General features: G+C 71.2%; 19 protein-coding genes and 1 pseudogene. 2 read left to right on the forward strand and 18 right to left on the reverse strand.

Translation table 11 applies throughout. The annotated features are described in order from the left end of the window. The 10 genes and pseudogenes from G3A44_RS18765 to G3A44_RS18810 all read right to left on the reverse strand — a co-directional run. Positions 1-1739: pseudogene (locus G3A44_RS18765) on the reverse strand (hypothetical protein); the annotation flags it as partial. Positions 1740-1742: 3 nt separating this feature from the next. Continuing rightward, on the reverse strand, positions 1743-2711 hold the full coding sequence (locus G3A44_RS18770; protein ID WP_163459291.1) for an SMP-30/gluconolactonase/LRE family protein: 969 nt from the start codon (positions 2709-2711) through the stop codon (positions 1743-1745). 32 nt (positions 2712-2743) lie between these two features. Beyond that, positions 2744-3502 (reverse strand): SDR family NAD(P)-dependent oxidoreductase, encoded by a 759-nt coding sequence (locus tag G3A44_RS18775; RefSeq protein WP_163459292.1) that lies wholly within the window; start codon positions 3500-3502, stop codon positions 2744-2746. Between the two features lie 35 nt (positions 3503-3537). Next, positions 3538-4470 (reverse strand): phosphoglycerate dehydrogenase, encoded by a 933-nt coding sequence (locus G3A44_RS18780; protein ID WP_203561472.1) that lies wholly within the window; start codon positions 4468-4470, stop codon positions 3538-3540. A 41-nt stretch (positions 4471-4511) separates the two neighbouring features. Next, positions 4512-5276 carry an acylneuraminate cytidylyltransferase family protein gene (locus G3A44_RS18785; RefSeq protein ID WP_163459294.1) on the reverse strand — a complete coding sequence of 255 codons (765 nt, stop codon included), beginning with the start codon at positions 5274-5276 and terminating at the stop codon, positions 4512-4514. Further along, on the reverse strand, positions 5170-6216 hold the full coding sequence (locus tag G3A44_RS18790) for a glycosyltransferase family 2 protein (RefSeq protein ID WP_163459295.1): 1047 nt from the start codon (positions 6214-6216) through the stop codon (positions 5170-5172). Before G3A44_RS18790 ends, G3A44_RS18785 begins: the two co-directional genes overlap by 107 nt. Positions 6217-6436: 220 nt before the next feature. Further along, positions 6437-7423 (reverse strand): NAD(P)H-dependent glycerol-3-phosphate dehydrogenase, encoded by a 987-nt coding sequence (locus tag G3A44_RS18795; protein ID WP_163459296.1) that lies wholly within the window; start codon positions 7421-7423, stop codon positions 6437-6439. Positions 7424-7505: 82 nt separating this feature from the next. After that, positions 7506-7946, reverse strand: a complete 441-nt coding sequence (gene secB, locus G3A44_RS18800) for a protein-export chaperone SecB (RefSeq protein WP_163459297.1) — start codon at positions 7944-7946, stop codon at positions 7506-7508. 115 nt (positions 7947-8061) lie between these two features. Next, positions 8062-8322, reverse strand: coding sequence for a glutaredoxin 3 (grxC, locus tag G3A44_RS18805; protein ID WP_163459298.1), 261 nt, complete (start codon positions 8320-8322; stop codon positions 8062-8064). Positions 8323-8449: 127 nt separating this feature from the next. Continuing rightward, a complete protein-coding gene (locus G3A44_RS18810; RefSeq protein WP_163459299.1) occupies positions 8450-8857 on the reverse strand; it encodes a rhodanese-like domain-containing protein in 408 nt (135 codons plus the stop codon). A 119-nt stretch (positions 8858-8976) separates the two neighbouring features. Here G3A44_RS18810 and gpmA point away from each other — a divergent pair, with 119 nt between their 5' ends. Continuing rightward, positions 8977-9720, forward strand: a complete 744-nt coding sequence (gene gpmA / locus G3A44_RS18815) for a 2,3-diphosphoglycerate-dependent phosphoglycerate mutase (RefSeq protein WP_163459300.1) — start codon at positions 8977-8979, stop codon at positions 9718-9720. A 115-nt stretch (positions 9721-9835) separates the two neighbouring features. Here gpmA and G3A44_RS18820 read toward each other — a convergent pair whose 3' ends face one another. From G3A44_RS18820 to G3A44_RS18845, 6 genes are all read right to left on the reverse strand, one after another. Continuing rightward, positions 9836-10606: a lysophospholipid acyltransferase family protein gene (locus G3A44_RS18820; RefSeq protein WP_163459301.1), complete on the reverse strand. Its 771-nt coding sequence runs from the start codon at positions 10604-10606 to the stop codon at positions 9836-9838. Between the two features lie 86 nt (positions 10607-10692). Continuing rightward, positions 10693-12000, reverse strand: coding sequence for a dihydroorotase (locus tag G3A44_RS18825; RefSeq protein ID WP_163459302.1), 1308 nt, complete (start codon positions 11998-12000; stop codon positions 10693-10695). 20 nt (positions 12001-12020) lie between these two features. Further along, positions 12021-12983: an aspartate carbamoyltransferase catalytic subunit gene (locus G3A44_RS18830; protein WP_163459303.1), complete on the reverse strand. Its 963-nt coding sequence runs from the start codon at positions 12981-12983 to the stop codon at positions 12021-12023. 18 nt (positions 12984-13001) lie between these two features. Then, on the reverse strand, positions 13002-13496 hold the full coding sequence (pyrR, locus tag G3A44_RS18835) for a bifunctional pyr operon transcriptional regulator/uracil phosphoribosyltransferase PyrR (RefSeq protein ID WP_163459304.1): 495 nt from the start codon (positions 13494-13496) through the stop codon (positions 13002-13004). Next, positions 13493-13918 (reverse strand): Holliday junction resolvase RuvX, encoded by a 426-nt coding sequence (gene ruvX, locus G3A44_RS18840; protein WP_163459305.1) that lies wholly within the window; start codon positions 13916-13918, stop codon positions 13493-13495. The genes pyrR and ruvX overlap by 4 nt, the downstream gene beginning before the upstream one ends. A 27-nt stretch (positions 13919-13945) precedes the next feature. Further along, positions 13946-14524, reverse strand: a complete 579-nt coding sequence (locus tag G3A44_RS18845; RefSeq protein WP_163459306.1) for a YqgE/AlgH family protein — start codon at positions 14522-14524, stop codon at positions 13946-13948. Positions 14525-14596: 72 nt separating this feature from the next. On the opposite strand from G3A44_RS18845, the gene G3A44_RS18850 reads away from it, so the two are divergent. Continuing rightward, positions 14597-16096 (forward strand): cryptochrome/photolyase family protein, encoded by a 1500-nt coding sequence (locus G3A44_RS18850; protein WP_163459307.1) that lies wholly within the window; start codon positions 14597-14599, stop codon positions 16094-16096. 6 nt (positions 16097-16102) lie between these two features. Here the strand turns inward: G3A44_RS18850 and G3A44_RS18855 are convergent, their stop codons facing one another. Beyond that, a complete protein-coding gene (locus G3A44_RS18855; RefSeq protein WP_163459308.1) occupies positions 16103-17128 on the reverse strand; it encodes a GGDEF domain-containing protein in 1026 nt (341 codons plus the stop codon). Positions 17129-17228: 100 nt separating this feature from the next. Further along, positions 17229-24206 (reverse strand): Hpt domain-containing protein, encoded by a 6978-nt coding sequence (locus G3A44_RS23740; protein ID WP_239061966.1) that lies wholly within the window; start codon positions 24204-24206, stop codon positions 17229-17231. Between the last annotated feature and the right edge of the window lie 77 nt (positions 24207-24283).

Raw genomic sequence — 24283 nt, forward strand, 5'->3', positions numbered from 1 at the left:
GGGGGGCTGCCGGACCCGCCGGCGGGCGGTGGGCTGACCGGGGGCGGGGGTGTCGCGGCACTGGCCGCGGTGGCTTCGGCCAGACGGGGCGCCAGCACCGCCGCCTGCGAGGGGTCCACCACCTGCAGGTGCAGGCGCTGCCCGGCGGCCGTGGCCCGGGGCAGCACGGTGAGCACCGGCTGGCCGGCGGGTTGACGCTGCCAGATCCAGCGTTCCAAGGGTTCCTCGGCCTGGGCCTGCCGGGGGGTGTGGCCGGCAGCACGCGCGGCGGCCAGGTCGGCCGCGGGCCAGTCGGCCAGCGGGCCGGGGCTCAGGACGGTCTGCACCGCCGCCCACTGCGCCGGGGCCACCGGCGGCACAGGGGGCGGGCCGCCGGGCTCGGCATGGGTGGCCCGCCCCCCCAGGGCCACGAAGGCAAAGGGCAGCTGGGCCTGCATCAGACGCTGCAGCAGGGCCTGGGTAGGCGCGGCCGCATACGCATGCACCGGCACGGCCACGGCCACTTGCACCGCCAGCTCGGTGCCGTCCACCACCGGCTGCAGGCGCCGGGCAAAGTGGTAGAGGTCGGCATAGTCGGCCGGAGCGCCGAAGAAGCGCTGGGCCTGGCCCTGCCCGTCGACCCCCACGTACACGTCCCACGGCACCACCGGGTTGGCGCCCAGGGCGTAGAGCATGGCAATGGCCTGGCGGTTGGTGGCCAGGTCCCGCGGGCGCAGCGAGGGGCTGAAGCCCAGGCCCAGTGCGCGGGCGGTGGCGGCATGGCGGCGCAGCACGGCCAGGTCGTCCACATGGGTCTCGCTCATGGCCACGTCGGCCCAGCGGCTGAGGAAGAAGTAGCGGTTGGATTCGTCCGGCTCGTGCAGCACCGACAGGTTCAGGGCCAGCGCGCGGCGGCTGCCGTTCGGGCGCTGCAGCAGGCCACGCAGGGTGCGGAACCAGTCGTCCACCGCCCAGCGCTGAAAGTCCAACCACACCGGGGTGCTGGGCAGGCGACGCCAGCGGGCGCGGTAGTCGGCGGCGTCGCGCACCTGGTGGCGCTCGGCCAGGTACTCGCGGTAGCTGCCACGCCAGCCGGCCAAGCCCAGGCGCTGCATGAGGGCGGCATCGGGATGGCGGGCCACCCAGTCCCGAAAGGCGTCCTGGGTGGCAGGGTTGAAGTCTCCGCCCTGGAACAGGGCCGGGTGGACCTGAAGCAGCGGGTCGTCGTAGTGCAGGGATTCGGCGCCGCGCGCCAGCGCCAGGGCCACCGCATCGCGCTGGGCCTGGCGGGCCACCGGATGCAGGGTGGACAGCCAGCAGCGGCCGGCCCAGGTGCGCATCCACGGCGGCACCAGCACCTGGCCGTCCAGGTCGCGGGCGCAGCCAGCCGGGTCGGGCAGGCGCTGGGTGCCGTTGACGGCCCCCCCGAGGAAGGGGACGGCCGCGCGCAGCTGGCGGGCGTAGGCCTCCTCCGCCAGTCCCACCCACTCGGCCCGGGTGGCGCCGTAGGCAGTCAGCACCTCCAGGCTCTCGGGGCGGGCAAAACGCGGCGAGGCGATCACGTCGGAGCGGGCCGCCACCTCTCCCTTGTGGGGCGGATGCACCGCAGCCCCCTGGGCCAGGGTCCAGGGGCCTGCGGCCTGTACCGGGACGGCCAGGCTCAGGCCGAGCGCCAACGCCAGGGCGCCGCGCCAGGACAGTCCCCGGGACAGGCGCCGGCCCGGGGCGGACGGACCAAGCCGTGCGGGCGGGGCGACCATGCCTCAGCCCAGCGCCGCCGGGCAGGCTGCGGGCAGGCCAGGCAAGCCGCGCACGCCGGGCTGGGGCAGCTCGAACAGCGAGCCGGCTAGGGGCTGGCGCGCAAGGGCCTGGGCGTCCAGGCCGGTGCGGGCGGTGGTGATGAACAGCCGGTCCAGCCGCGGGCCGGCCAGGCAGACGTTGGTGACCTGCTCGGCAGGCACCCAGACCCGGCGCAGCAGGCGTCCGTCCGGGGCGAAGCGGCTGACGCAGCCCGCGCCCCAGTGGGCTACCCACAGGCCGCCCTCGGCGTCAAAGTTCATGCCGTCCGGGTGGCCCTCGGCCGGGCTGAAGACCTTCCAGACCTCGCGCGGGCCCAAGGTGCCGCTGCGGATGTCCAGGGCAAAGCGGTAGAGGGTGCGGGCGGCGCTGTCGTTGTGCACCAGGTACTGGCCAAAGGGGTCCACCGCCGGACCGTTGGCCACGCCCAGCCCGGCGTCCCAGCGGTGCAGGCTGCCGTCGCCCGGGTGCCAGCGCCACAGGGCGCCGTCGGCCCGGCGCTCGTCCTCGTGGTTCAGGCAGCCCAGCCAGACCGCGCCGGTGATGTCGGCCTTGGCGTCATTGAGCCGCAGCGCAGGGTCCTGCAGCGGACGCAGCAGCCATTGCAGCTGCGCTTCGGACACCTCGCGCGGCGCCTGCGGGGAGCCGCCGGGCTCGGGCAGGGTGCAGGCGGCCACCCCGGGCTGCAGGCCCAGCAGCAGGGCGGACTGCCCCTGGCAGGGCAGGACCCACCCGACGCGGTGCGGCAGGCGCCAGGCCTGCGGGGGGTCCTCGGGGTCCAGGCCCCAGGCCAGCACGCGGTGGGTGAGGATGTCCACCCACCACAGGCGCTGGCGCAGCGGGTCCCAGTGCAGGCCTTCGCCCAGGGCGGCGGGGTCGTGCCAGGCCAGGCGGGCCTCGTCGGCGGCCAGGGCGTGGGTGAGGTCAGGAGGCATGGGGCGGGCGACGGTGGCGTGGGGGCGCAGCTTCAGGCCGGGTCGTGCAGGCGCACGCCGATGCCCCCGTCCAGCGCCAGGCAGGCGCCGTGCAGGAAGCGGGCTTCGCCCAGGGTCAGGGCCAGGGCGGCGGCGGCCACCTCCTGGGGCTGGCCGATGCGGCCCTGCGGGTGGCAGTGGTCCAGGGTGCAGCGGGCGTCGGGGTCGCCGGCAAAGCCCGCCTCCAGCATGGGCGTGGCGATGGCCGCGGGCTCCAGGGCGTTGACCCGCACCCGCCCTCCCAGGTCCACCGCCATGGCGCGGGTCAGGCCACTCAGGGCGGCCTTGCTGGTGGCATAGGCCACAAAGCCGGGCTTGGTCAGGCGGGCGTGGATGCTGCTGATGTGCAGCACGCTGCCGGGCGCGGCCTCCAGCTCCGGCAGCAGGGCCTGGGTCCAGAGGAAGGGCGCCAGCAGGTTGACCTGCAGGGTGAGCTGCCAGTCGGCCAGGCTGAGCTCGGTGGTGCCCCCCAGCACCTGCGTGGCGGCGTTGTGGACCAGGGCGCGCAGCGGCCGGCCGGCCAGCAGTGCGCGCACGGTGTGGAAGACACCGGCGGCGTAGTCGGCGTCGGCCACGCTGCGGGCCAGGTCGACCTGCAGCCAGTGGCGGGCCGGCAGGTCCTCGGGCGCGGCGCTGCGGTCCACGCCCAGCACGGCGCAGCCGGCTTGGGCATAGGCCCGCACCAGCGCCTGCCCGATGCCACCGGCGGCGCCGGTGATGATGACGACGTCCTGGGGTCCGGTGGCCGGCATGGGGTCTCCCGTCAGGGTCAAGGGTGCGGTCCGGCTCAGTCGCGGAGGAAGCCGAACAGGCGCTGCATGGCCTCGTGGCTGGCACGGCGCACGGCGTCCTGGGTGTTGGAGCCGTTGTGCGAGCCGAAGATGCACTGCGGCAGGTCGCGCAGCGGGCTGGCCGCGGGCAGCGGCTCCTCCTCGAACACGTCCAGCGCAGCCGCGCGCACCTGGCCGCGCTGCAGCGCGTCCACCAGGGCGGCTTCGTCGATGAGTGGCCCCCGGGCCACGTTGACCACCATCACGCCGGGCTTGGCCTGGGCCAGCACCGCGGCGTTGAGCATGTGCCGGTTGTGGGCGTTGAGGGCGCAGGTGAAGGCCAGCACGTCGCACTCGCCCACACGCTCGGGCCAGGCTGCACGCTGCACGCCGGCAATGCCGCCGTCCCCGGCCTGGCCGGGGTCGAAGGCGATGACGTCCATCTCACAGGCGCGCAGGCGCCTGGCCAGGCTGCGCCCGATGTCGCCAAAACCGACCAGGCCCACGGTCTTGCCGGCAAGGCTGCGGCCGGCGGGCTTGGGCCAGGCGCCGGCACGCACGCCGCGGTCGATCTCGAAGAGCTGGCGCATCAGGCCGATGACGTAGCCCAGGGCCACGTCGGCCACCTCGCCCCCAAACATCTGCGGGGTGTTGATGATGGGGATGCCCAGATCCTTGCAGGCGGCGAAGTCGACGTTGTCCACGCCGATGCCCCACTTGACGGCGGCCTTGAGGCGACCGGCCCGGCCGGCCTCGAACACCCGGCGGGTGGCGGGGTCGTCGCCGATGATCCAGCCGTCATAGGCGGGCAGCAGGGCGCACAACTCGTCCTGGCTGAGGGTCTGGGTGACCTGGGCGGGCACCAGTTCAAAGCCTTGGGCGGCGGCCAGGGGCATGAACTCCTGGATCATGCCCAGCATGGGCGGGCAGGTGACGAGGATCTTGGGCATGGGCATGGGGAGGTCGAAGGGGAGGAAGGGGCGTTGGCGGCTCAGGCCGTGGAGGCGGCGCCGGCGGCCACCGTGTGCGCGGCCGCCGCAGCGGCCCCCTGGATGGCGGCCAGGGCCTGGGCCTGGCCCGCGGGGGCACCGGCGGCCGCGGCCCGCTGCTCCATCAGGTAGCGGGCGGCCACCACCGCAAAGTCCCAGTCGCTCGGGGTGTCGATGTCGATGGACTCGAAGAAGGGGCCCTCGTACATCGTCGGACGCGCACCGATGCGCGCCTGGGTGGCGGCAAAGCTCTGGCGGCTGAAGATGTAGAGGTTGCTGTTCTCCTCGAACCAGGGCTCCAGGTCCTGTGTGCGGATCAGGTGCTTGGGGTCGTGGTTCACCGCACTGGCGTCGGCGCGGTAGAAGCGGGTCTGCACCTTGTCCACGGTGAACAGCGAGTCGGCGCGGCCAGCCTCACGCGCCTGCTCGTAGGCGCCCAGGGCCCGCTGCACGGTGTCCGCACTCATCAGCGGGTTGGTGGTGTGGGTCATCAGGTAGGTGTCGGCCTCGATGGCGGCGATGTCGTCGGCAATGACCAGGTTCATCGAGACGAAGTCGCCGCAGATCTCGGGCCGGCGGTCGCGGATGAGCACGCGCTCGGCGTCCACCAGGCCGTTGGCGGCCAGGATGTGGCGGGCATCGGTGTTGATGACGACCAGGTCAATCTCGGGGACCGCCAGCAGGGTGTCCAACATCCACCGGAACAGCGGTTTGCCGCAGAACTCGCGAAAGTTCTTGCCGCGCACCCGCTCGCTGTTGGCCTTCATGGGCAGCAAGGCGACGTTCCTGTATTTCGTCATGGGAGAGGTCCTTCGTGATGACAAGGTCGGGGAAGAAGTAGTGCTCCTTCTCCTGCCGGGACAGCTTGCGGTGCTGGTGGTGGCCGCGCCAGGCGCCCAGGTACTGCTCCCAGCGGTAGCGCACGATGCCCGGCAGTTGGCGCAGGGCCTGGCCCTCGCGCCGGGCACGGCGCAGGTCCAGCCAGACGCTGCTGGCGATGTAGCGGACGGTGTCCCACAGGCCCACATGGACCTGCGGCATGATCCGGCGCAGGGCGATGGCCTCGCGCTCGAAGCGCCGGCGCACCTGCGCCCAGCTCTCCTGGTGGTGGTGGTGCACGCAGGCCTCGGCCACGTAGCCGACCAGGCCTCCGTCCTCCACCAGGCGGCGCGCCAGCTCCATGTCCTCCAGCCCGGTCAATTCCTCATTGAAGCGGTAGAGCGACCAGGTGCTTCGCGCCAGGGCCGAGTTGGCGTTGTTGCAGTAGTAGCCCTGCTGCGGCACCGAGGAGCGGCCGGGGAAGTACTTGGCGAAGATCCGTGTCTCGCTGTAGCGGCTGGTGGGCCCGCCGATCTGGCGGCCGTAGGTGTAGTCGGCCCGGCTGGTGGCAATGGGCTCGCACAACCGGGCCAGCCAGTGCTCGTCGGTGGGCACGCAGTGGCCGCTGACAAAGACCAGGATGTCGCCGGCGGCGGCCTCGCAGCCCAGGTTGAGCGAGCGGCCGAAGGAGAACTCCTCGCGCCGGATGGTGTGGATGCGGCAGCCGAAGCGCTGGGCGATCTGGACGGTGCCATCGGTGGAGCCGGAGTCCACCAGCACGCACTCCACCGTCCAGCCCGCCGGGAGCCGCTGACGCTGCACGCCCTGCAACAGGGCGGGCAGGTAGGTGGACTCGTTGAGGGTCCGGATGACAAGACTGATGCGCACGGTGGCCCGCTCCTCTGGCACCCCGGCGCACGGTCGGGGCGGACGTTGACGTCTGCTCCTCCCAGGGGAGGGGCGCCATCGGCAGCCCCGGCTGGGAGTTGAGGAAATTCTGGGCAGAAGGGCCCGTGCGGGCCGGCGGAACAGCGGCGGCTTTGCCCGCCGTCTTTGGGCTTAGCCGCGCGCCGCAGGCCTCAGCGGGGGGCCAGGACGCCGGCGGGGCTCAGACGCCCCACTCGGGCTTGGCGTCGCGCTGCATCAGGCGGCTGACGGCCTCGCGCGGGGCCAGGCGGCCGTCGAGCAGGGCCTGCACCGCGCTGGCGATGGGCATGTCCACACCCAGCTCGCGGGCGCGCTGGGCGACGGTGGCGGCGCTGTAGACGCCCTCGGCCACATGGCCCAGGCGGGCCAGCACCTCGGGCAGCGCCAGGCCCTGCGCCAGCATCAAGCCCACGCGCCGGTTGCGCGAGAGGTCGCCCGTGGCGGTGAGCACCAGGTCGCCCATGCCGGTCAGGCCCATGAAGGTCTCGGCCCGGGCGCCCATGGCCAGGCCCAGCCGGCTCATCTCGGCCAGGCCGCGGGTGATCAAGGCGGCGCGGGCGTTCAGGCCCAGGTCCAGGCCATCGGCCACGCCGGTGGCGATGGCCAGCACGTTCTTGACGGCCCCCCCGACCTCGACGCCAGCGACATCGTTGCTGGTGTAGAGACGCAGCTGATCGTGGTGCAGGGCCTGCACCGCCAGCTCGGCCAGGTCGGTGTCGGCGGCGGCGGCCACCAGCGCGGTGGGGCGGCCCTGGGCCACCTCCTGCGCGAAGCTGGGGCCGGAGAGCACGCCCAGCCGGGCCTGCGGCCGCTCCTGGGCACCGATTTCGTGGCCCAGCAGTCCGGTGCCGGCCTCAAAGCCCTTGCACAGCCAGAAGGCGCTGGCCCGCTCAGGCAGCGCACGCAAGGTGGTCCGCAGTGCGGCCATGGGCGTGCCGAGCAGGAACAGGCCGTCCCGGGCATGCGCCAGCGCCTGCGCCAGCGAGGCGGTGGCCTGCAAGCCGTCGGGCCAGGGGTGGTCGGGAAGGTAGCGGGTGTTGACCCGTTCGCGCTGCAGGGCCTGGGCCTGGCCCGCGTCACGGGCCCACAGCAGCACGTCATGGCGGCGGGCCGCCGCCATGGCCAGGGCGGTGCCCCAGGCACCGGCGCCCAGTACGGAAATGCGCATGGTGGTCATCCGGCGGCGCCGCTCCGGCGGAGCGGCGCACCATGCGGGGCCTGCAAGGGGCGAGCGCCCGGCCCCGAGGGGATCAGTTGGCGGCGCCCTCGGCGCCCTGGGCCTCGTACATGGCCTGGAAGTTCACCTCGGTCAGCAGGATCGGCGGGAAGCCGGCACGGGTGCAGATGTCCGAGACGATGGCGCGCAGGTAGGGGTAGATCATCTGCGGGCACACCACGCGCAGGATGCCCTGGACCTGGTCTTCGGGCAGGTTGCGGATCTCGAAGATGCCGGCCTGCTTGGCCTCCACCAGGAACAGCACGCGCTCGCCGACCTTGGTGGTAACGGTGGCGGTCACGCTCACCTCGAAGACGCCGTCGGCGATGCCTTCAGCGCCCATGGCCAGCTGGATGTCCACCTGGGGCTGCTGCTGCTCCAGCAGGATCTGCGGCGAATTCGGCTGCTCCAGCGACATGTCCTTGAGGTACATGCGCTGCAGCTGGAACACGGGGGATGCGTCTTGGTCGGCCATGGAAGAACTTTCTACAGGAGATCAGCTCCGGCCGGGTGGCACCTGCCCGTCCCGCCGCAAGCCAGCGGGGGATTATGGCCCAGGGGGTGGCCCAGGCTGGCCACCGCGCGGCAGGTCAGACGACCTGCAGCAGCGGGGTGAGCCCGCCGCGCTGGTCCAGGGCGACCAGGTCGTCACAGCCGCCCACATGGGTCTGGCCGATGAAGATCTGGGGCACGGTACGCCGGCCGGTGAGCTCCATCATGGCCTGACGCTGCTGGGGATCCAGGTCCACGCGGATCTCCTCGATCTCGTCCACACCGCGCTGCTTGAGCAGGGCCTTGGCACGGATGCAGTAGGGGCAGACCTGGGTGGTGTACATCCGGACCTTGTTCATGGCGCGCTCTTCTTGGGGCAGGAATCAACGGGGAGCCGGATTGTCATGGGTGCGCAATAACACTGTGGCGCGCCTGCCCAATCCCGGGGTCTCCCCCACCCTGCCCCCTGCCCGGCCCCGGCGGGGCTCAGGCCCCGGTCTGCAGGGGCAGCCCGGCCTCGCGCCAGGCGCGCATGCCACCCTTGAGCGACTGCACGTTCTCGTGGCCAAGCTTGCGCAGGGCGGCCGCGGCGCGGCCCGAGCGCATGCCAGAAGCGCACACCACCACCAGGGGCAGGCTCTTGTTGCTGGGCAGGTTCTTGGCCTCGGCCAGGCCCGCCAGGGGGATGCTGCGCGCGCCGGCGATGTGGCCGGCCTCGTATTCGGCGGGCTCGCACACGTCGATGACCACGGCCTTCTCGCGGTTCATCAGCATCACGGCCTCGCTGGGGGTCACCCCACCGCCGGCACCGCCACGCAGAGAGGGCCACAGCAGCAGCCCCCCGGAGACCAGGGCGGTCAGGATCAGCAGCCAGTTCTGGATCAGGAAGCTCACAGGGGTTGTCCGTCAAATTGCCAAAAGGGGCCGAATTATAGAATTCAGTGCTTTTGCGGCCCCGGCCGCCCTTTCTGCAACCCTGATAGCCGCGCCCTTGTCCGGCGCCACCGTCTGCCATGTACAAGCTCGTGCTGATCCGCCACGGCGAATCGACCTGGAACCTGGAAAACCGCTTCACCGGCTGGACCGACGTGGAGCTGACCGACACCGGCATCGCCCAGGCCCGGGCCGCAGGCGCCCTGCTCAAGGCCGAGGGCTACGAGTTCGACGTGGCCTACACCTCGGTGCTCAAGCGCGCGATCCACACCCTCAACCACTGCCTGGACGCCATGGACCGCGACTGGCTGCCGGTGGTCAAGGACTGGCGCCTGAACGAGCGCCACTACGGCGGCCTGCAGGGCCTGAACAAGGCCGACATGGCCAAGCAGTACGGCGATGCCCAGGTGTTGGTGTGGCGCCGCAGCTATGACACCCCGCCGCCCGCCCTGGAAGCGGCCGACCCGCGCGGCCAGCGTCAGGACGTGCGCTACGCCAAGCTGCCGGCCGACGCCGTGCCCCTGACCGAATGCCTGAAGGACACCGTGGCCCGGGTCATCCCCGCCTGGGACGACGCCTTGGCCCCGGCGATCAAGAGCGGCCAGCGTGTGCTGATTGCCGCGCACGGCAACTCCATCCGCGCGCTGATCAAGTTCCTGGACAACATCGGCGACGACGACATCGTGGGCGTGAACATCCCCAACGGCATCCCGCTGGTGTACGAGCTGGACGCCGACCTCAAGCCGATCAAGCGCTACTACCTGGGCGACGCCGAAGCCGCCGCCAAGGCCGCCGCGGCCGTGGCCAACCAGGGCAAGGCCTGACACCCGGCGCCCGCCTCCCGCCCGGTCCACCGGTCTGGGTGGCGGGGAACCGAAACGCAAAAGGGGCGCCGTGGCGCCCCTTTTCCATGGGCGACCCGCCGCCGCCGCTGCCGGCTCAGCCCGCCTGCGCCCGGGTTTCCAGCGCGGCCTCCAGCTGCCCGCGCAGCGCCTCGGCCAGCGACCGGCGGTCGGCATGCGCACTGGCCTGCGGGCTGAGGAAGTCGACCTCGACCGTCAGGCCGGAGGCCATCAGGATGCAGGCCAAGCTGCCCAGCAGGGTGGTGTCGCCGATGTACCGGGCAGCCTCGGCGAAGGCCTGGCCCGGCTGGTGGTAGCGCAGCGCCACCGGCTGGATGGGAGCGGCTACCGCGATGGCGGCCTGCAGCAGATTGCCATGAAAAGGCAGCACCGGGTGACCCGGGCCAGTCGTGCCTTCAGGGAACACGGCCACCAGGTCGCCCTGGCCGATGGCGGCGGCCATCTCATGCACGACACGCATGGCATCGCGCTTGCGCTCGCGCTGGATGAACAGGGTGCCACCCTGGCGGATCATCCAGCCCAGCAGCGGCCACTGCAGCACATCGGCCTTGGAGACGAAGCGTGCCCGAGGGCAGGCGCTGTGCAGGGCGGCGATGTCCAGCCAGGAGACGTGGTTGGCCACCAGCAGCCCGGCGCCGGCACGGGCCTGGCCGTGCACCTGCAGGCGCAGGCCCAGGGCCCGCAGCAAGCCGGCGCTCCAGGCGCCGATGCGGGCATGCCGGCCGGCCGTGTCCAGCCGGTCAAAGAGGAAGGCAAGGATGAGCAGCCCCCACAGCACATGCAGGAGCACACGCAGCAGGCGCCAGGCGGCGCGGGGCAGCGCCAGCAGGAAACGGATCAGGACCATGGGGCGGACAGTGTGCGGCCGGCGTGCGTCAGGGCTGTGAAGCGGGGCGGGCCCGCCGGCCTGGCCCCGCGGCGGTTCGCGCGGGCTCAGTCCGCCTGGTAGGCCACGGTGCCGGCCACCAACGTGGCTTTGACCCGGCCCGGCAGCGCCGTGCCGCTGGTCGCGAAATCAAAGGGCGTGTGCTTGCCCTGGCTGCGCAGCGCGCCCGGCGTGACCTGCCAGATGGCCTCGGGATCGAACACGCACAGGTCGGCCACGCCGCCCTCCACCAGCTGCCCGGCGGTCTGGGCCAGCGAGCCCAGGGACTCGCCCAGCACCTGCACTGGCTTGGCGGTGATGCGGGCCAGGCTGTCGGCCAGGCTCAGGCCCTGCTCCTGCCCCCATTTGAGGGTCAGGCTCAGCAGCAGCTCCAGGCCGGTGGCGCCCGGCTCGGCCTCGCCAAAGGGCAGGGTCTTGGCGTCGGCGTCCACCGGGGTGTGGTCGGACACCAGTGCATCGATCGTGCCGTCGGCCAGGCCACGGCGCAGCGCGTCGCGGTCGGCCTGGCGGCGCAGCGGCGGGTTCAAGCGCATGGCCGAGTTGAAGTAGCCGATGTCCACGTCGGTCAGGTGCAGCGAGTTGATGCTCACATCGGCCGTCACCGGCAGGCCCTGGGCCTTGGCCTGACGCACCAGCTCCACGCCGGCGGCGCTGGAGAGGCGGCACAGGTGGACGCGGGCACCGGTGGAGCGCACCAGCTCGAAGATCGTGTGCAGGGCGATGGTTTCCGCCGCCACCGGCACGCCCGACAGGCCCAACCGCGTGGCCACCGGGCCACTGGCCGCCACGCCCTTGCCCAGGTAGCCATCCTGCGGCCGCAGCCACACGGTGTAGCCGTAGGTGGCGGCATACATCAGGGCGCGCTGCATCACCAGCGTGTCCATGATGGGCACCTCGGCCTGGGAGAAGCCCACGCAGCCGCTCTCGGTGAGCTCGGCCATCTCGGTGAGCACCTCGCCCTTGAGGCCACGGGTGAGCGCGCCCAGCGGGAACAGGCGGCAGCGGCTGAGCTTGCGGGCGCGGAACTTGAGCATGTCCACCAGGCCCGGCTCGTCGAGCGCGGGGTCGGTGTCGGGCGGGCAAACCAGGCTGGTCACGCCGCCGGCGGCGGCGGCGGCCAGCTCACTCTCCAGCATGCCTTCGTGTTCGTGGCCGGGCTCGCGCAGGCGGGCGGCCAGGTCCACCAGGCCCGGGGCGACGATGCAGCCGGTGGCGTCGATCACGCGCTGGGCGTCAAAGTCGGCCGAAACCTGGCCAATGGTGAGGATGCGGCCAGAGGCCACGGCGACGTCAGCGCGCTCGTCACGGCCGGAGGCCGGGTCCACCACACGGCCGTTGCGGATCAGGATCTTCATGGTGTGTGCATTCCCCGGGGTCAGGCTTCGTTGCCGGCGACGATGGACATCACCGCCATGCGCACGGCGATGCCGAAGGTCACCTGCGGCAGGATCACGCTGTGCGCGCCATCGGCCACGGCGGAGTCGATCTCCACGCCACGGTTGATGGGGCCCGGGTGCATGACGATGGCGTCAGGCTTGGCCAGCGCCAGCTTGTCGTCGGTGAGGCCGAAGTTCTTGAAAAACTCGCCGGCGCTGGGCAGCATGGCGCCGCTCATGCGCTCGTTCTGCAGGCGCAGCATGATGATGACGTCGGCGTCCTTCACGCCTTCGGCCATGTCGTGGCAAACGCGTACCCCCATCTCGCGCAGGTCACCGGGCACCAGGGTCTTGGGACCCACGGCGCGGATCTCGGGCACGCCCAGCGTGGTCAGCGCATGGATGTCGGAGCGGGCCACGCGCGAGTGCACGATGTCGCCCACCACCGCCACGGTGAGGTTGCTGAAGTCCTTCTTGAAGTGCCGGATGGTGTACATGTCCAGCAGGCCTTGCGTGGGGTGCGCATGGCGGCCATCGCCGGCATTGACCACATGCACATGCGGGGCGCAGTGCTGGGCGATCAGGTAGGGTGCGCCCGACTCGCTGTGGCGCACCACGAACATGTCGGCGTGCATGGCCGAGAGGTTGGCGATGGTGTCGAGCAGGCTCTCGCCCTTGGAGGCGCTGGACTTGGCGATGTCCAGGTTGATCACGTCGGCCGACAGGCGCTTGGCCGCGATCTCGAAGGTGGTGCGGGTGCGGGTGCTGTTCTCAAAGAACAGGTTGAACACGCTCTTGCCGCGCAGCAGCGGCACCTTCTTGACCTCGCGGTCGTTGACCGAGAGGAAGGTGCTGGCGGTGTCCAGGATGTGGGTCAGGACCTGCTTGGGCAGGCCCTCGATGGACAGCAGGTGGATCAGCTCGCCGTGGCGGTTGAGCTGCGGGTTGCGTTTGGACAGCATGGTCGTCCTGCCTCCTCGTCAGGCCAGGGTGAAGATGAAGCGGCCGTCGCCATCGCGGTCCAGCGACAAGCGCTGGCCCTCGGGCAGCGCCAGCCGGGCCGCGGCGAACCCGGGCTCGATGGGCATCTGGCGGCCGCCACGGTCGACCAGCACCGCCAGTTGCACGCTGGCGGGACGGCCGAAGTCGTACAGCTCGTTGATCACGGCACGCGTGGTGCGGCCGGTGTGCAGCACGTCGTCGACCAGCAGGATGTGCCGGCCGTCGATGGCAAAAGGCAGGTGCGTGGCGTCCTTGGTGGAAGCCAGGCCGCGGGCGGAGAAGTCGTCGCGGTGCAGCGACGAGGAGATCACGCCGTGCTGGCCGGTCAGGCCCAGGTCGGCGTGCAGGCGCTCGGCCAGCCAGGCGCCGCCCGACCACACGCCCACCAGCGACAGGTCCGGCCGCAGCAGCGACCGCACGCCCCGCAGCAGCTCGCCATACAGCGCCTGCGCGTCCAGGGAGATCATGCTCATGTGAAGGTTTCCCGGAAGAATTGCTCAAGGATCAGGACCGCCGAGGCGCCGTCGGCATCGCGCGCGCCGCTGGCCAGGGCCTCGGTGGTGGTGTAGCGCTCGTCCACCTCCAGCACCGGCAGCCGGAAGCGCCCGTGCAGCTGCCGGCCGAACTTGCGGGCCCGGTGGGTGTTCTCATGCTCAGCCCCATCCGGATGAAAGGGCACGCCAATCACCAGGGCCTGCGGCTGCCATTCCCGGATCAAGGCCTGGATGGCGACAAAACGCGCATCGCCGGTGGCCGCGATGGTGCGCAAAGCCTGGCCCTGGCGCATGAAACCATTGCCCGTGGCCACGCCCACGCGCAGGGTGCCGAAATCAAAGGCCAGAAAGGTGGAGGCGGCGCCCAGGCCAGGGGGGAGCGTGCGCGGCGGCACGCTCATGGGCGCCGGCTCCCGCGGTGGCAGGCCTCAGGCATGACCGGCCTCCAGCGAGAGCATGCGCGGATCTATGCCCAGCAGGCCCAGCGCACGGCTGTAGCGCTGCTCCACCGGCGTGTCGAAGATCACCCCGGCGTCCGCCGGCACGGTGAGCCAGCCATTGCGGCCCAGCTCCTCCTCCAACTGCCCCGCCGACCAGCCGCTGTAGCCCAGGGTGACCAGCACCCGGCGTGGGCCCTCGCCCCGCGCCAGGGCCTCCAGCACGTCCTTGCTCGTGGTCATGGCCAGGCCGCCGGGCACGTCCAGCGTGGAGGCGAAGGCCGAGGCGTCTGCACAGAGCGGATCGTGCAGGACAAAACCGCGCTCCGGCTGGACTGGGCCGCCGAAGAAGACCGGCTGGCGGGACAGCGCACCATCGCCCAGGTCCAGCTCGATCTTGTCGAAGAGTTCGCCCAGGGTGATGTCCACCGGGCGGTTGATCACCAGCCCCAGCGCGCCCTTGGCGCTGTGCTCGCACAGGTACACCACCGTGCCGGCGAAGCGGTCGTCCTTCATGCCGGGCATGGCGATGAGGAACTGGTTGGTGAGGTCCATGCCGTGTTCAGCCATCCCGCGATTCTATTTCAGTGCCCCGTTGGCCCCAGGCCTGGCAGGCGCACGGGCCCGTGCCACACTGCCCGGATGAGTTCACTGCTTGACCGTGCCCTGGTCTGGTGCCGCCGGGACCTGCGGCTGGAGGACCATTCCGCCCTGGCCGCGGCCTGTTCCCGCAGCCGCCAGGTCTGGATGGTGTTTGTGCTGGACACCGACATCCTCGACCTGCTGCCCCGCCAGGACCGGCGCGTCGAATTCATCCGGGAGAGCTTGGTGGACCTGGACGGGCAGCTGCAGCGCGCCGGTCGGGAGGCCGGCAGCCCCGACGTGCGGCTGATCGTCCGCCACGGCCCGGCCCGCCAGGAAGTGCCCGCCCTGGCCGCCCTCCTGGACGTGCAGGCGGTGTTTGCCGCCCATGACGACGAACCCGACGCCCTGGCCCGCGACGGCGCGGTAAGCCAGACCCTGGCCCGCCGGGGCGTGGCCTGGCACAGCGTCAAGGACCATGTGGTGTTCGAGCGCCGGGAGGTGATGACCGGCTCCGGCGGCCCTTACGGCGTGTTCACCCCTTACAAGAACGCTTGGCTCAAACGCCTGCAGGCCGAGCCACAGGCGCTGGAGAGCCGGGCGGCGCGCCACGCGGCCCTGGCCGCCTGGCCGGCGACCCTGCTGGGATCGCCCAGGGTCCCCACCTTGGCCGACATCGGCTTCGAGACCACCGACTTGGCGCAGCTGCGACTGCCAACGGGCAGCCAGGGCGCCGCCCAGCTCCTGGCCGACTTCCTGCCGCGCCTGGCGCGCTACGACCAGACCCGCGACTTCCCGGCGGTCAAGGGCCCCAGCTACCTCAGCACCCACCTGCGCTTTGGCACGGTATCCATCCGCCAACTCGCGCGCAGCGCCTGGCCATTGGCCCAGGCCGGCTCCAGCGGCGCGTCCACCTGGCTGTCGGAACTGATCTGGCGGGACTTCTACCACCAGCTCCTGCACCACCACCCCCGCGTGGCCACCCACTGCTACAAGCCGGAGTTCGACGCCCTGCGCTGGGACGAAGGTCCCGAGGCGGAACGCCTGCTGCAGGCCTGGTGCGAGGGCCGGACCGGCTACCCGCTGGTCGACGCCGCCATGCGGCAGCTGCGCCAGACCGGCTACATGCACAACCGGCTGCGCATGGTCACGGCCAGCTTCCTCACCAAGGACCTGGGGGTGGACTGGCGCCGCGGCGAGGCCTGGTTCGCCCGTTGGCTCAACGACTTCGACCTGGCCGCCAACAACGGCGGCTGGCAGTGGGCCGCCTCCACCGGCTGCGACGCCCAGCCCTGGTTCCGCATCTTCAATCCCGTCACCCAGAGCCAGAAGTTCGACCCCCAAGGGCGCTTCATCCGCCGCTATGTGCCCGAACTGGCGGGACTGGATGAGCGCAGCCTGCATGCCCCCTGGACCGCACCGGCCGGTCTGTTGAGTGCTGCGGGCGTGGCCCTGGGGCGTGACTATCCCGCGCCGGTGGTGGACCACGCACAGGCACGCGAACGTACGCTGCAACGTTTCAAGGCCTTGGACGCCGCGGGCGCTGTCCCGCCAGCTTGACGGTCTTCAGAAGAACTCGACGTCGCTCTGCGACGTTTCGGCCGCCAGCAGGCCCTGCGCCACCAAGGTGCCGTGGTGGCAGACCTGGTCCCGGCCATGGGCCTTGGCGTGGTAGACCGCCTGGTCGGCCCGCGCCACCGCCGCCGACGGGGTGTCTCCAGCCCGTACATCGGTATAGCCCACGCTGACCGTGATGCTGCCGACCTGGGGAAACACCGCCGTGCGCACCGCCAAGGCAAAACGCTCCAGCGCCAGCCGCGCATGTTCGGCGCTGCCGCAACGCAGCAGCACGACAAACTCCTCACCGCCAAACCGGTAGAGCAGGTCGTCATGGCGGAAGGACCGCAGCATCACCCGGGACAGCAGCAGCAGGACCTCGTCGCCGATCAGGTGACCAAAGCGGTCATTGACCTGCTTGAAATGGTCCACGTCGATCACGCCCAACCAGTACTGGCCGGTGGACACGCCCCGCCGCTCCGCGCCGGGTGCACCGGCGGGATCGGCCTGCATCGGCAGCGCCGAAGCCTTGTAGAAGCTCTCGTCAAAGGACTTGCGGTTGGCCAGGCCAGTGAGGGTGTCCCGTTCGCTGTAATCCAGCAGACCGTGGACATGGCGCCAGACGTCGATGAGCGCTTCCAGGCGCTCGCGCTGCAGGGGCCCCAGCGCCATGGACAGGTTGCAGACCAAAACGCCGCGCGCCGCCCCCTCCACCAGCACCGGCCAGACCAAGGCGCCGTCGGCTTGGAGCGCCGGCGCCACCGGGGAGAGCACCGCAGCCCATGACGGCCGCTCGTCCAAGCGGGGCCAATGTTCAAACGGATGCTGGGTGGTGTCCACCAGCGCGGCAGGCCCACCCGAGCACCACTGCAGGCGCGGCAACCAACGGCGATCCGCCCCTTCGCCGACCAGGCGCACCCACTGCACGGCCGAAATGGGAAAACACTGCGACATGGCACGTACCAGGGCCTGGTCCAGGGCATCCCGATCCCGCAACCCCGCCAGTGTCGCCAGATGGATCACCAGTTCCGACACGCATCCGTCTCCTGAACCTTGCCCTGGGGCGCGCCTTGGAGCCCGCCGGGCCAACCCATCGGCCCCACCCCGCGGCGCAACCGACTTTGCAACGATGGGGTCAGGCCGCCACCGTCACGCCGGCGTAGTCGCGCACCAATCCCAGCAACAGGTCTTCGTCATATGGCTTGCCAAGATAATGGTCCACGCCCAATTCGTGCGCATGTTCGCGGTGCTTCTGCGCAATCCGCGAAGTGATCATGATCACCGGCAGGTCGGCCAGACGCGGATCGCTGCGCAGGTTGCGCACCAAGTCAAAGCCGTCCATGCGCGGCATCTCAATGTCACACAGCATCACCACCGGGCGCTCGTCCACCAGCTTCTCCAGCGCGTCCAGGCCGTCCTTGGCCAGCAGCACGCGATAGCCTTCGCGCTGCAGCAGGCGCTGGGTGACACGGCGCACGGTCAGCGAATCGTCCACCACCATCACCAGCGCCGGTTGCGCCTCGGCCGGCTGGACCGGGGCCGCACTGGCCAGGGCGGCAGCCGCAGCCGGCTGCGTCTCGCCACCCACCGGCTCGGCCTGCAACTCCTGCAGGCGGCGGCGGATGTCCTGGCCATACACCGCCGCCAGCGCCACGGGGTTGTAGATCAGCACGGTGCCACCGGTCGGCAACAGCGACATGCCCGCCAAGCCCGGCAGCCGCGACAGCTGCGTGCCCAGGTTCTTGACCACTGCTTCCTGGTTGCCCGAGACAGCCGCCACATGCAGCGCCACGTACTGCGCCGCGCTTCGCACGATCACCACCTGCGCGGTCCGGCCTTCCACCTGGCCGCGCACGGCATCCTGCAACAGGCTGCCCAGCCAGAAGAACGGAATTTCACGCTCGCCATGGCGCAGCACACCAGTGCGGTAGGCGGCCTCGACCTCGGCCACGGGCACCCGACGCACCAGCTCGACCAGGGTGGCCGGCACGGCCACCACCGGTCCGCCGGCGTCGAGCACCACCACTTGCGTCACGGCCGTGGTGAGCGGCAGGACCAGGCGGAAGGTGGTGCCCTGCCCGGTGCTGGTGGCGGTTTCGATGCGTCCGCCCATGGCGGTCACCTCGGCACGTACCACATCCATGCCGACGCCCCGGCCGGCCACTTCGGTCACCACGCTGGCGGTGGAGAAGCCTGAACGGAAGATCATGCCGGCCAGCTCCGCCTCGGAGAGCTGAGCATCCGGAGCCACCAGCCCCGCGGCCCGGGCCTTGGCCTCGATGCGGGCCAGGTCCAGGCCCGCGCCGTCGTCACGCACCTCAATCTGCACTTCGTTGCCGATCTGGTGCAGGCTGACCTCGATGTGGCCCGAGGCCGGCTTGCCGGCAGCTTCACGGTGGGCCGGCGTCTCGATGCCATGGGCCACGGCGTTGCGCAGCAAGTGCTCGAACGGCGCGGCCATGCGGTCCAGCACGGCACGGTCCAGCTCGATGCTGCCGCCCACCAGGTTCAAGCGCACCAGCTTGCCGGTGTCCTTGGCCGACTGACGGACCACCCGGTAGAGGCGGTCGGAGAGGTTGTCGAACTCCACCATGCGGGCACGCAGCAGGTCGTCCTGCAGGTCGCGGGTCAGACGCAGCTGGTTGGCCAACTGATCTTCCGCATCCTGCAGCGTCTGCACCAGGCCGCGCTGCACCGTTCCCACGTCGTTGACGGATTCGGCCAGCATGCGGGTCAGTTCCTGCACGCGGGTGAACCGGTCCATCTCCAGGGGGTCGAAGCTCTGGTGCAGCTGGCGCGCGGCCTCCATGCGGGAGGTCATCTGCGTCTCGGCCTGGATCTCCAGGTCGCGCAGCTGGCGGCGCAGACGCTCCAGGTTGTCGGTCAGTTCGCGCAGCGAGTTCTGCATCTGACCCATGTCCGAGGCAATGCGGGCGCGGGTGATGCCCACCTCGCCCGCATGGCTCACCATGCGGTCCAGGAGCGGGGCCTTCACGCGCACCGTGCCTTGGGCCGCCGCATCCTGCGCAACCCCCGCGGCCAGGGTCGACGAGGCACGGCGCAGCGCCAGCTGGGCCCAGTCGACCTGCCCGCCCACGGCCGCCACGGCGGCCGGCAGCACCGGTTCCGGCTCCGCCACCTGCGGCAGCTCGATGGCAAACGGCGCTGCCACCGTCACCTCTGGGGCGGGCAGCTCGGCACGCGGCAGCACCTCGGCCACCGGCGCCTCGAGCGCCGCCACGCCGGACTCCGCCAGCGGCTGCGCCTCCTCATGGGGCTCGCCACGCAGCAGACGGTCAAACTGCTCGCTCAAGGTGTCCACGCCGGTCTGCAGCTCCTGCAGCAGGCCGGCATCCAGGGCGCCTCGACCCAGCACCTCCTCGATGGAGGTCTCCAGGCGGTGGGCCAGCTCGCCCAGCTGCATCGCGCCAGCCATCCGGGCACTGCCCTTGAAGGTGTGCAGCGAACGCATGGCCAAGGCCGCCCGCCCCATGTCCGACAGGTCGTCTTCCCAGGCGCGCATCTGCTCGCCCAGCTGAGGCAGCAGCTCCTTGCCTTCTTCGGCAAAAAGCGCAAAGAGTTCGGGGTCCAGGCTCTCGAGATCGCCGACCCGCTCGAGGTGCGACGGTGTCGCCACCGGCGCCAGCGCAGCCGGCACCACCGGCTCGGCGGTCTGCAGGACGACCGGCTCGACCTCCGGCACGAACGCAGCGTCCACCACCGGCGTCGCCAGCTCCAGCACATCCGTCGGCAGGAGCACCTCGTCGGGCACCACGGCCGCGTCGGTCACGGCACCGAGGTCAAGGTCGAGCACCGTCTCGCCCACCGGCGTCGGCTCTGCCTCAAACCCGCTGACCAACGCCTCCTCCTCGGGCGCCGCCTCCAGCACCAACGGCAACTCGGCCAAGTCGGGAAGCGCCACGTCGGGCTCGCGGCCAAAACTGTCGGGCGTGACCAGCCCCGCCTCGGGCGCCCAGGGCGACAGCGGCACCTCGGCGGCCGGCTCGGCCGCCAATGGCAGATCGGTCACGGTGGCCTCGAAACCCTCGACCGGAACGGCCGGCGGCGCCTCGGCCTCCAGCAGCTCAAAGTCCAGGCTGAGGTCGGTGTCCGACCCCTCGGGCTCCGGCTCCAGCTCAGCCATGGGTGCGGCCAGGAGTTCGTCCTCCAGCCCATCGTGGGCCAGCAGGTCCATGGGCGCGGTCACACGGGCCAAGTGCTGGGCCGACTCCTCTTCCTCATACGCGGCGAATCGGGCCAGCAGACCGGCATCGGCATCGGCCAGGAAGCCGGCCGCGAATTGATGCAACAGGCGCCGGATTTCCTCGGCCACCGCCAGGAAGAGCTCCGCCTCCGCGTCGGAGCCCTGCCCGCGCAGCTGGGAGCGCTCAAGCGCATGCTCCAGCCGTCGCGCCAGATCCGACAGGCTGCGGAAACCCACTGTGGCCGAATTGCCCGCCAGCGAATGGGCCAGGGCGATGGGCGTGTCTTCCACCGGCTGGAAGGATTCCAGCTGCCACTCGGCCAGCGCGGTGTGCAGGCGACGCACCTGCTCGTCCGCCTCGTTGAGGTAGATGTTGAACAGGGCGATGGGGATCTGCAGTGTGCCCACCGACTTGAAGCGCTCGTGATCGGTCTGCAGCGGGGTGACATTGCTGGGCAGCGGCGCCGGCGCCGGAACCTCCTCGACCGCCGTGGCGGCCGGCGCCTCGTCCACCGCCACCGGCGGCGTCTCGACCAGGATCTCCTCGAGCGCTGGCAGCTCCAGCACCAGCGCGTCGTCGGCGGCATCGGCCGCCTGCGGATCGGCGGTCAACACCTCGGCCACCGGCAGGGCCGGTACTTCGGCGTCCGGTGACGGCTGCGGCCACTCGGCCTCCAGCACCGGCAGGTCTGACAACTCCGACGACCCCGGCAGGTCCAGATCGAGGAGTCCGTCGGCCACACCCGGCAAAGGCGCTTCGCCCAGGGCGGCCACACCCTCGTCCTGCACCATCAGGTCGACATCCAGATCGATCAGCGGTGCGGGCACGCTGGCGGCGGACGCCTCCAGTTCGCCGTCGTCGGGCAAGTCCAGCAGCAGGAAACTGTCGTTGGCCGGCGCGGCAGCAGGCACCACGGCTTCCGTGGTCAGCGGCAGGTCCGGCAGCTCGGCAGCCTCCTCGAACCCGTCGCCAGGCGGCAGCTCCATCGGGAGCTCGACCGCGTCCTGCCCTTCGGGCGCGAGGACGACCTCCAGCACCGGCGGCTGCTCCAGCATGGGCTGCGTGGCCTCCGGAGCCTCCTGCGGGAGGTCAAGGGGCGGCGCCACGGACGGTGCCTCAGGCAGGGCCAGATCGAGATCCAGGGTCGACCCGGCAGGCTCATCCTCCTCCAGGTCGTCGAGCGAACCCACGGCCGTGGACATCCAGTCGGTGTCCGGGGGCGCGGGGGCGGGCTCGATGGTTTCAGGCTCGATGTCGAAGTCGAGCTCAAGCGCCCCGGCAGACGCGGGCGCCTCATGGGACGGTTCAAGGGACGGCTCGGGCTGGGCCGGCTCCGCCGACACAAAGTCCAGCGGCAGGTCGGAACCGGACACCTCGGCAAGGTCGTCGGCGAAAGCGAAACCTTCCTCAGGCGCGGCCTCGGAGGGCAACGCCGTCGCCTCGGGCATCAGCTCGGATGCGGGGTCCACCTGCAGCGCTGCAAGTTCATGCAAAGGTGCGGCTGCCGGCACAGGCGCAGGCGCCACCGGCGTGGCCACCAGCACCGGGGCCAGCTCCTCTCCGGTGACCTTGGCGCGCAGCTGGTGCGCACGGGCGATCAGCGCCTGCGGTGCCTCGGCCGACAAGTCCCCCTGCACCGCCTCGTCAATCCAGCGCTCGAACTGCTGGAGGGTCTCGGCGACAAAACCGCGCAGGCCGGCATCGGCCTGCACGGTCGCGGCAGCCAGGACGGCATTGCAGAGCTGCTCACAGGCCCAGGCGCCCTCGCCGAAATTCTTCAGCCCGACCATGCGGGCACTGCCCTTGAGCGTATGGAAAGCCCGGCGGATGGTGGTCATCGCGTCGGTATCCTGGTGGTGGCGCTCCAGCACCTGCAGCGCGTCGCGCGCACCCACCACCACTTCGCGCGCCTCCTCGATGAAGATCTCGCGCATCTCGAGATCCTCGTCGTCTTCCTGGGGCACCGGCGCTGCGGCGACCACCGGCGCCGCCGCGACCGGCGCGGGCGCAGGCATGGGCGCCGCCACCGGGGCAGGGGGCGCCGCGACCGGTGCCGCCTGCGGCGTCGCCAAAGATGCGGAGTCCTGCGGAGACGCCGCCGTGTCCCTGGACAGGACTGGCTCCGGGGTCGCCTCGACGGCCTGCGGTTCCACCTCCTGAGGCTCCTCCGCCTGGCGACCCATCAAGGTGCTGAAGCGCCCGGTGGCGGCATCAAACTTGAACAGGCTGCGGGCCAGCTGGGGCTGGACGGCGAGCATGTCGATCAGGAAGGACAGGGCGCCCAGGTTGTCGGCCAGTTGCTGGGCAACGGCCGCCCCGGCCGCACCGGCCACCGGCGCGTGCAGCAAGGCTGCGACCTCATCACGCATGCGGCTGACCGCCTGCGAGGCATGCGACAGCCCGAGCACCGAAAACACCCCACGCATGGAGCCCAGCTGCCCCGGCACGGCGCCCAGGGCGCCCGGCTCATCGGGATGCCGGTGGAACCGGTCCAACTCGGTCTCGATCTCGGCCAGCGATGCGCGCAGCTCCTGCACCACGCTGCCCATGCTCTGGCGGTCGGAAATCTCCCGGTACAAGGCTTCGACCCAGGGCTCCACCGGCTCAGGCTCCTGGCCTGCCGTGACCGTGTCGAGCCGCTGGGCCAGACGCTGCACACGCTCGTGCAGGTCGGTCTCCTCCAGGCCGGCGCCTTCCAGGGAAGCGTCCAGGCACAGCAGCGTGGTGGCCACCTCCATGGCCAGCGCCGGGCTGGGCGCAGCGCGGCTGCGCTCGGTGCTGTCCACCGCGCGCTGCAGGGCCTGCGCCAACCGGTCGCCTTCAGGGAAGAGCTGGTTGACCGAATCGTTGACCAGCGCCGCCTGCTCGCCCAGACCCTCCAGCAGCGCCAGCTCACCCGCAGCCAGGTTGGACCAGGTCTCCTTCAAGACCGCCACCCGCCGCTTGGCCACCGGCACCAGGGCCGGGTCGTAGCGGCCCAGGGCGCTTCGCTCGAAGGACAAACCGGAGAGGTCGGGCAAGTCCACATCACTCAGCACAGCGGACAAGGCAGGCGGCAGGGTGCTCACCCGCTGGGCGCGCGCGCAGGCGAAAAGCAGCTCCTTGACCAGATCCTCGACGTGGTCGCTGCGACCACGCTCCACCTCGCGCAAATGCCCCAACAGCCGCGAGGCGACCCGCTTGACGTAGAGGTCTGCCGGCAGGAGCCCGGCCCCCACAGCCTCGAAGACCGCCGCCGCCAGACGCCAGACGGGATCCACCTGCCCGAAGGGCGAGCGGCCGATCAGGTCGTACTGGGCCGCCATGTGGCGGGCAGCCTCCAGATCACCGGTGCGGAAGAAGTCCAGCAAACGGCGCTCGACCGCCTGACGCACTTTGGGCGGCAGCGCCGCCTTCAGGGGCACGCCGCGACCCAGCAACGCGCGTCCGCCCGCCGGCAGGTCCCAAAGGTCGGAGGGCTGAATCTTGTCTTGCCCCGCCAACGCGCAGACAGCGCGGTACTGGGGAAAGAGCGAGGCCGCCGGCAGCGCCTGGCCGTTGAGTCGGCGTCGGAGCAGCTCCAGCAGACCGAAAGACGCCTGCTCCAGGGTGACGACCGCCCCCACGGTGAGCGGTGTGTTGCCGGTGATGAACTGCTGCACAGCCAGTTCGGCCGCCCGGGCGAATCGCGCGGCATCGGCCTGCCCGATCATGACCAGGGCCCCCACCACCTGATGCACCAGGTTGCGCGCTTGCAGCAGCGCCGTGGTGGGCACCTGCCGGCCATCCTGCTCCTGGGCCGCCTCCAGCTCCCGCTGATGACGGCGCAAGGACTTGTTGGCGTTCTCCAGGGTGCGGCGCAGTTCGTCCTGCACCCAGGCCAGAGCGCTCAGGTCGGCAGACAGTTCGTGTTCGCGTGCTTGGTCCATGGTCTCTCGGGCGTTGCCGCCGGAAATCGGGGCGCCCGGAGGGCCGGACGGCAGGCCGCCCCTCCCAGGCCCCGGAA

The sequence above is a fragment of the Ideonella livida genome, from assembly GCF_010499455.1.
GTDB lineage: Bacteria > Pseudomonadota > Gammaproteobacteria > Burkholderiales > Burkholderiaceae_C > Ideonella > Ideonella livida.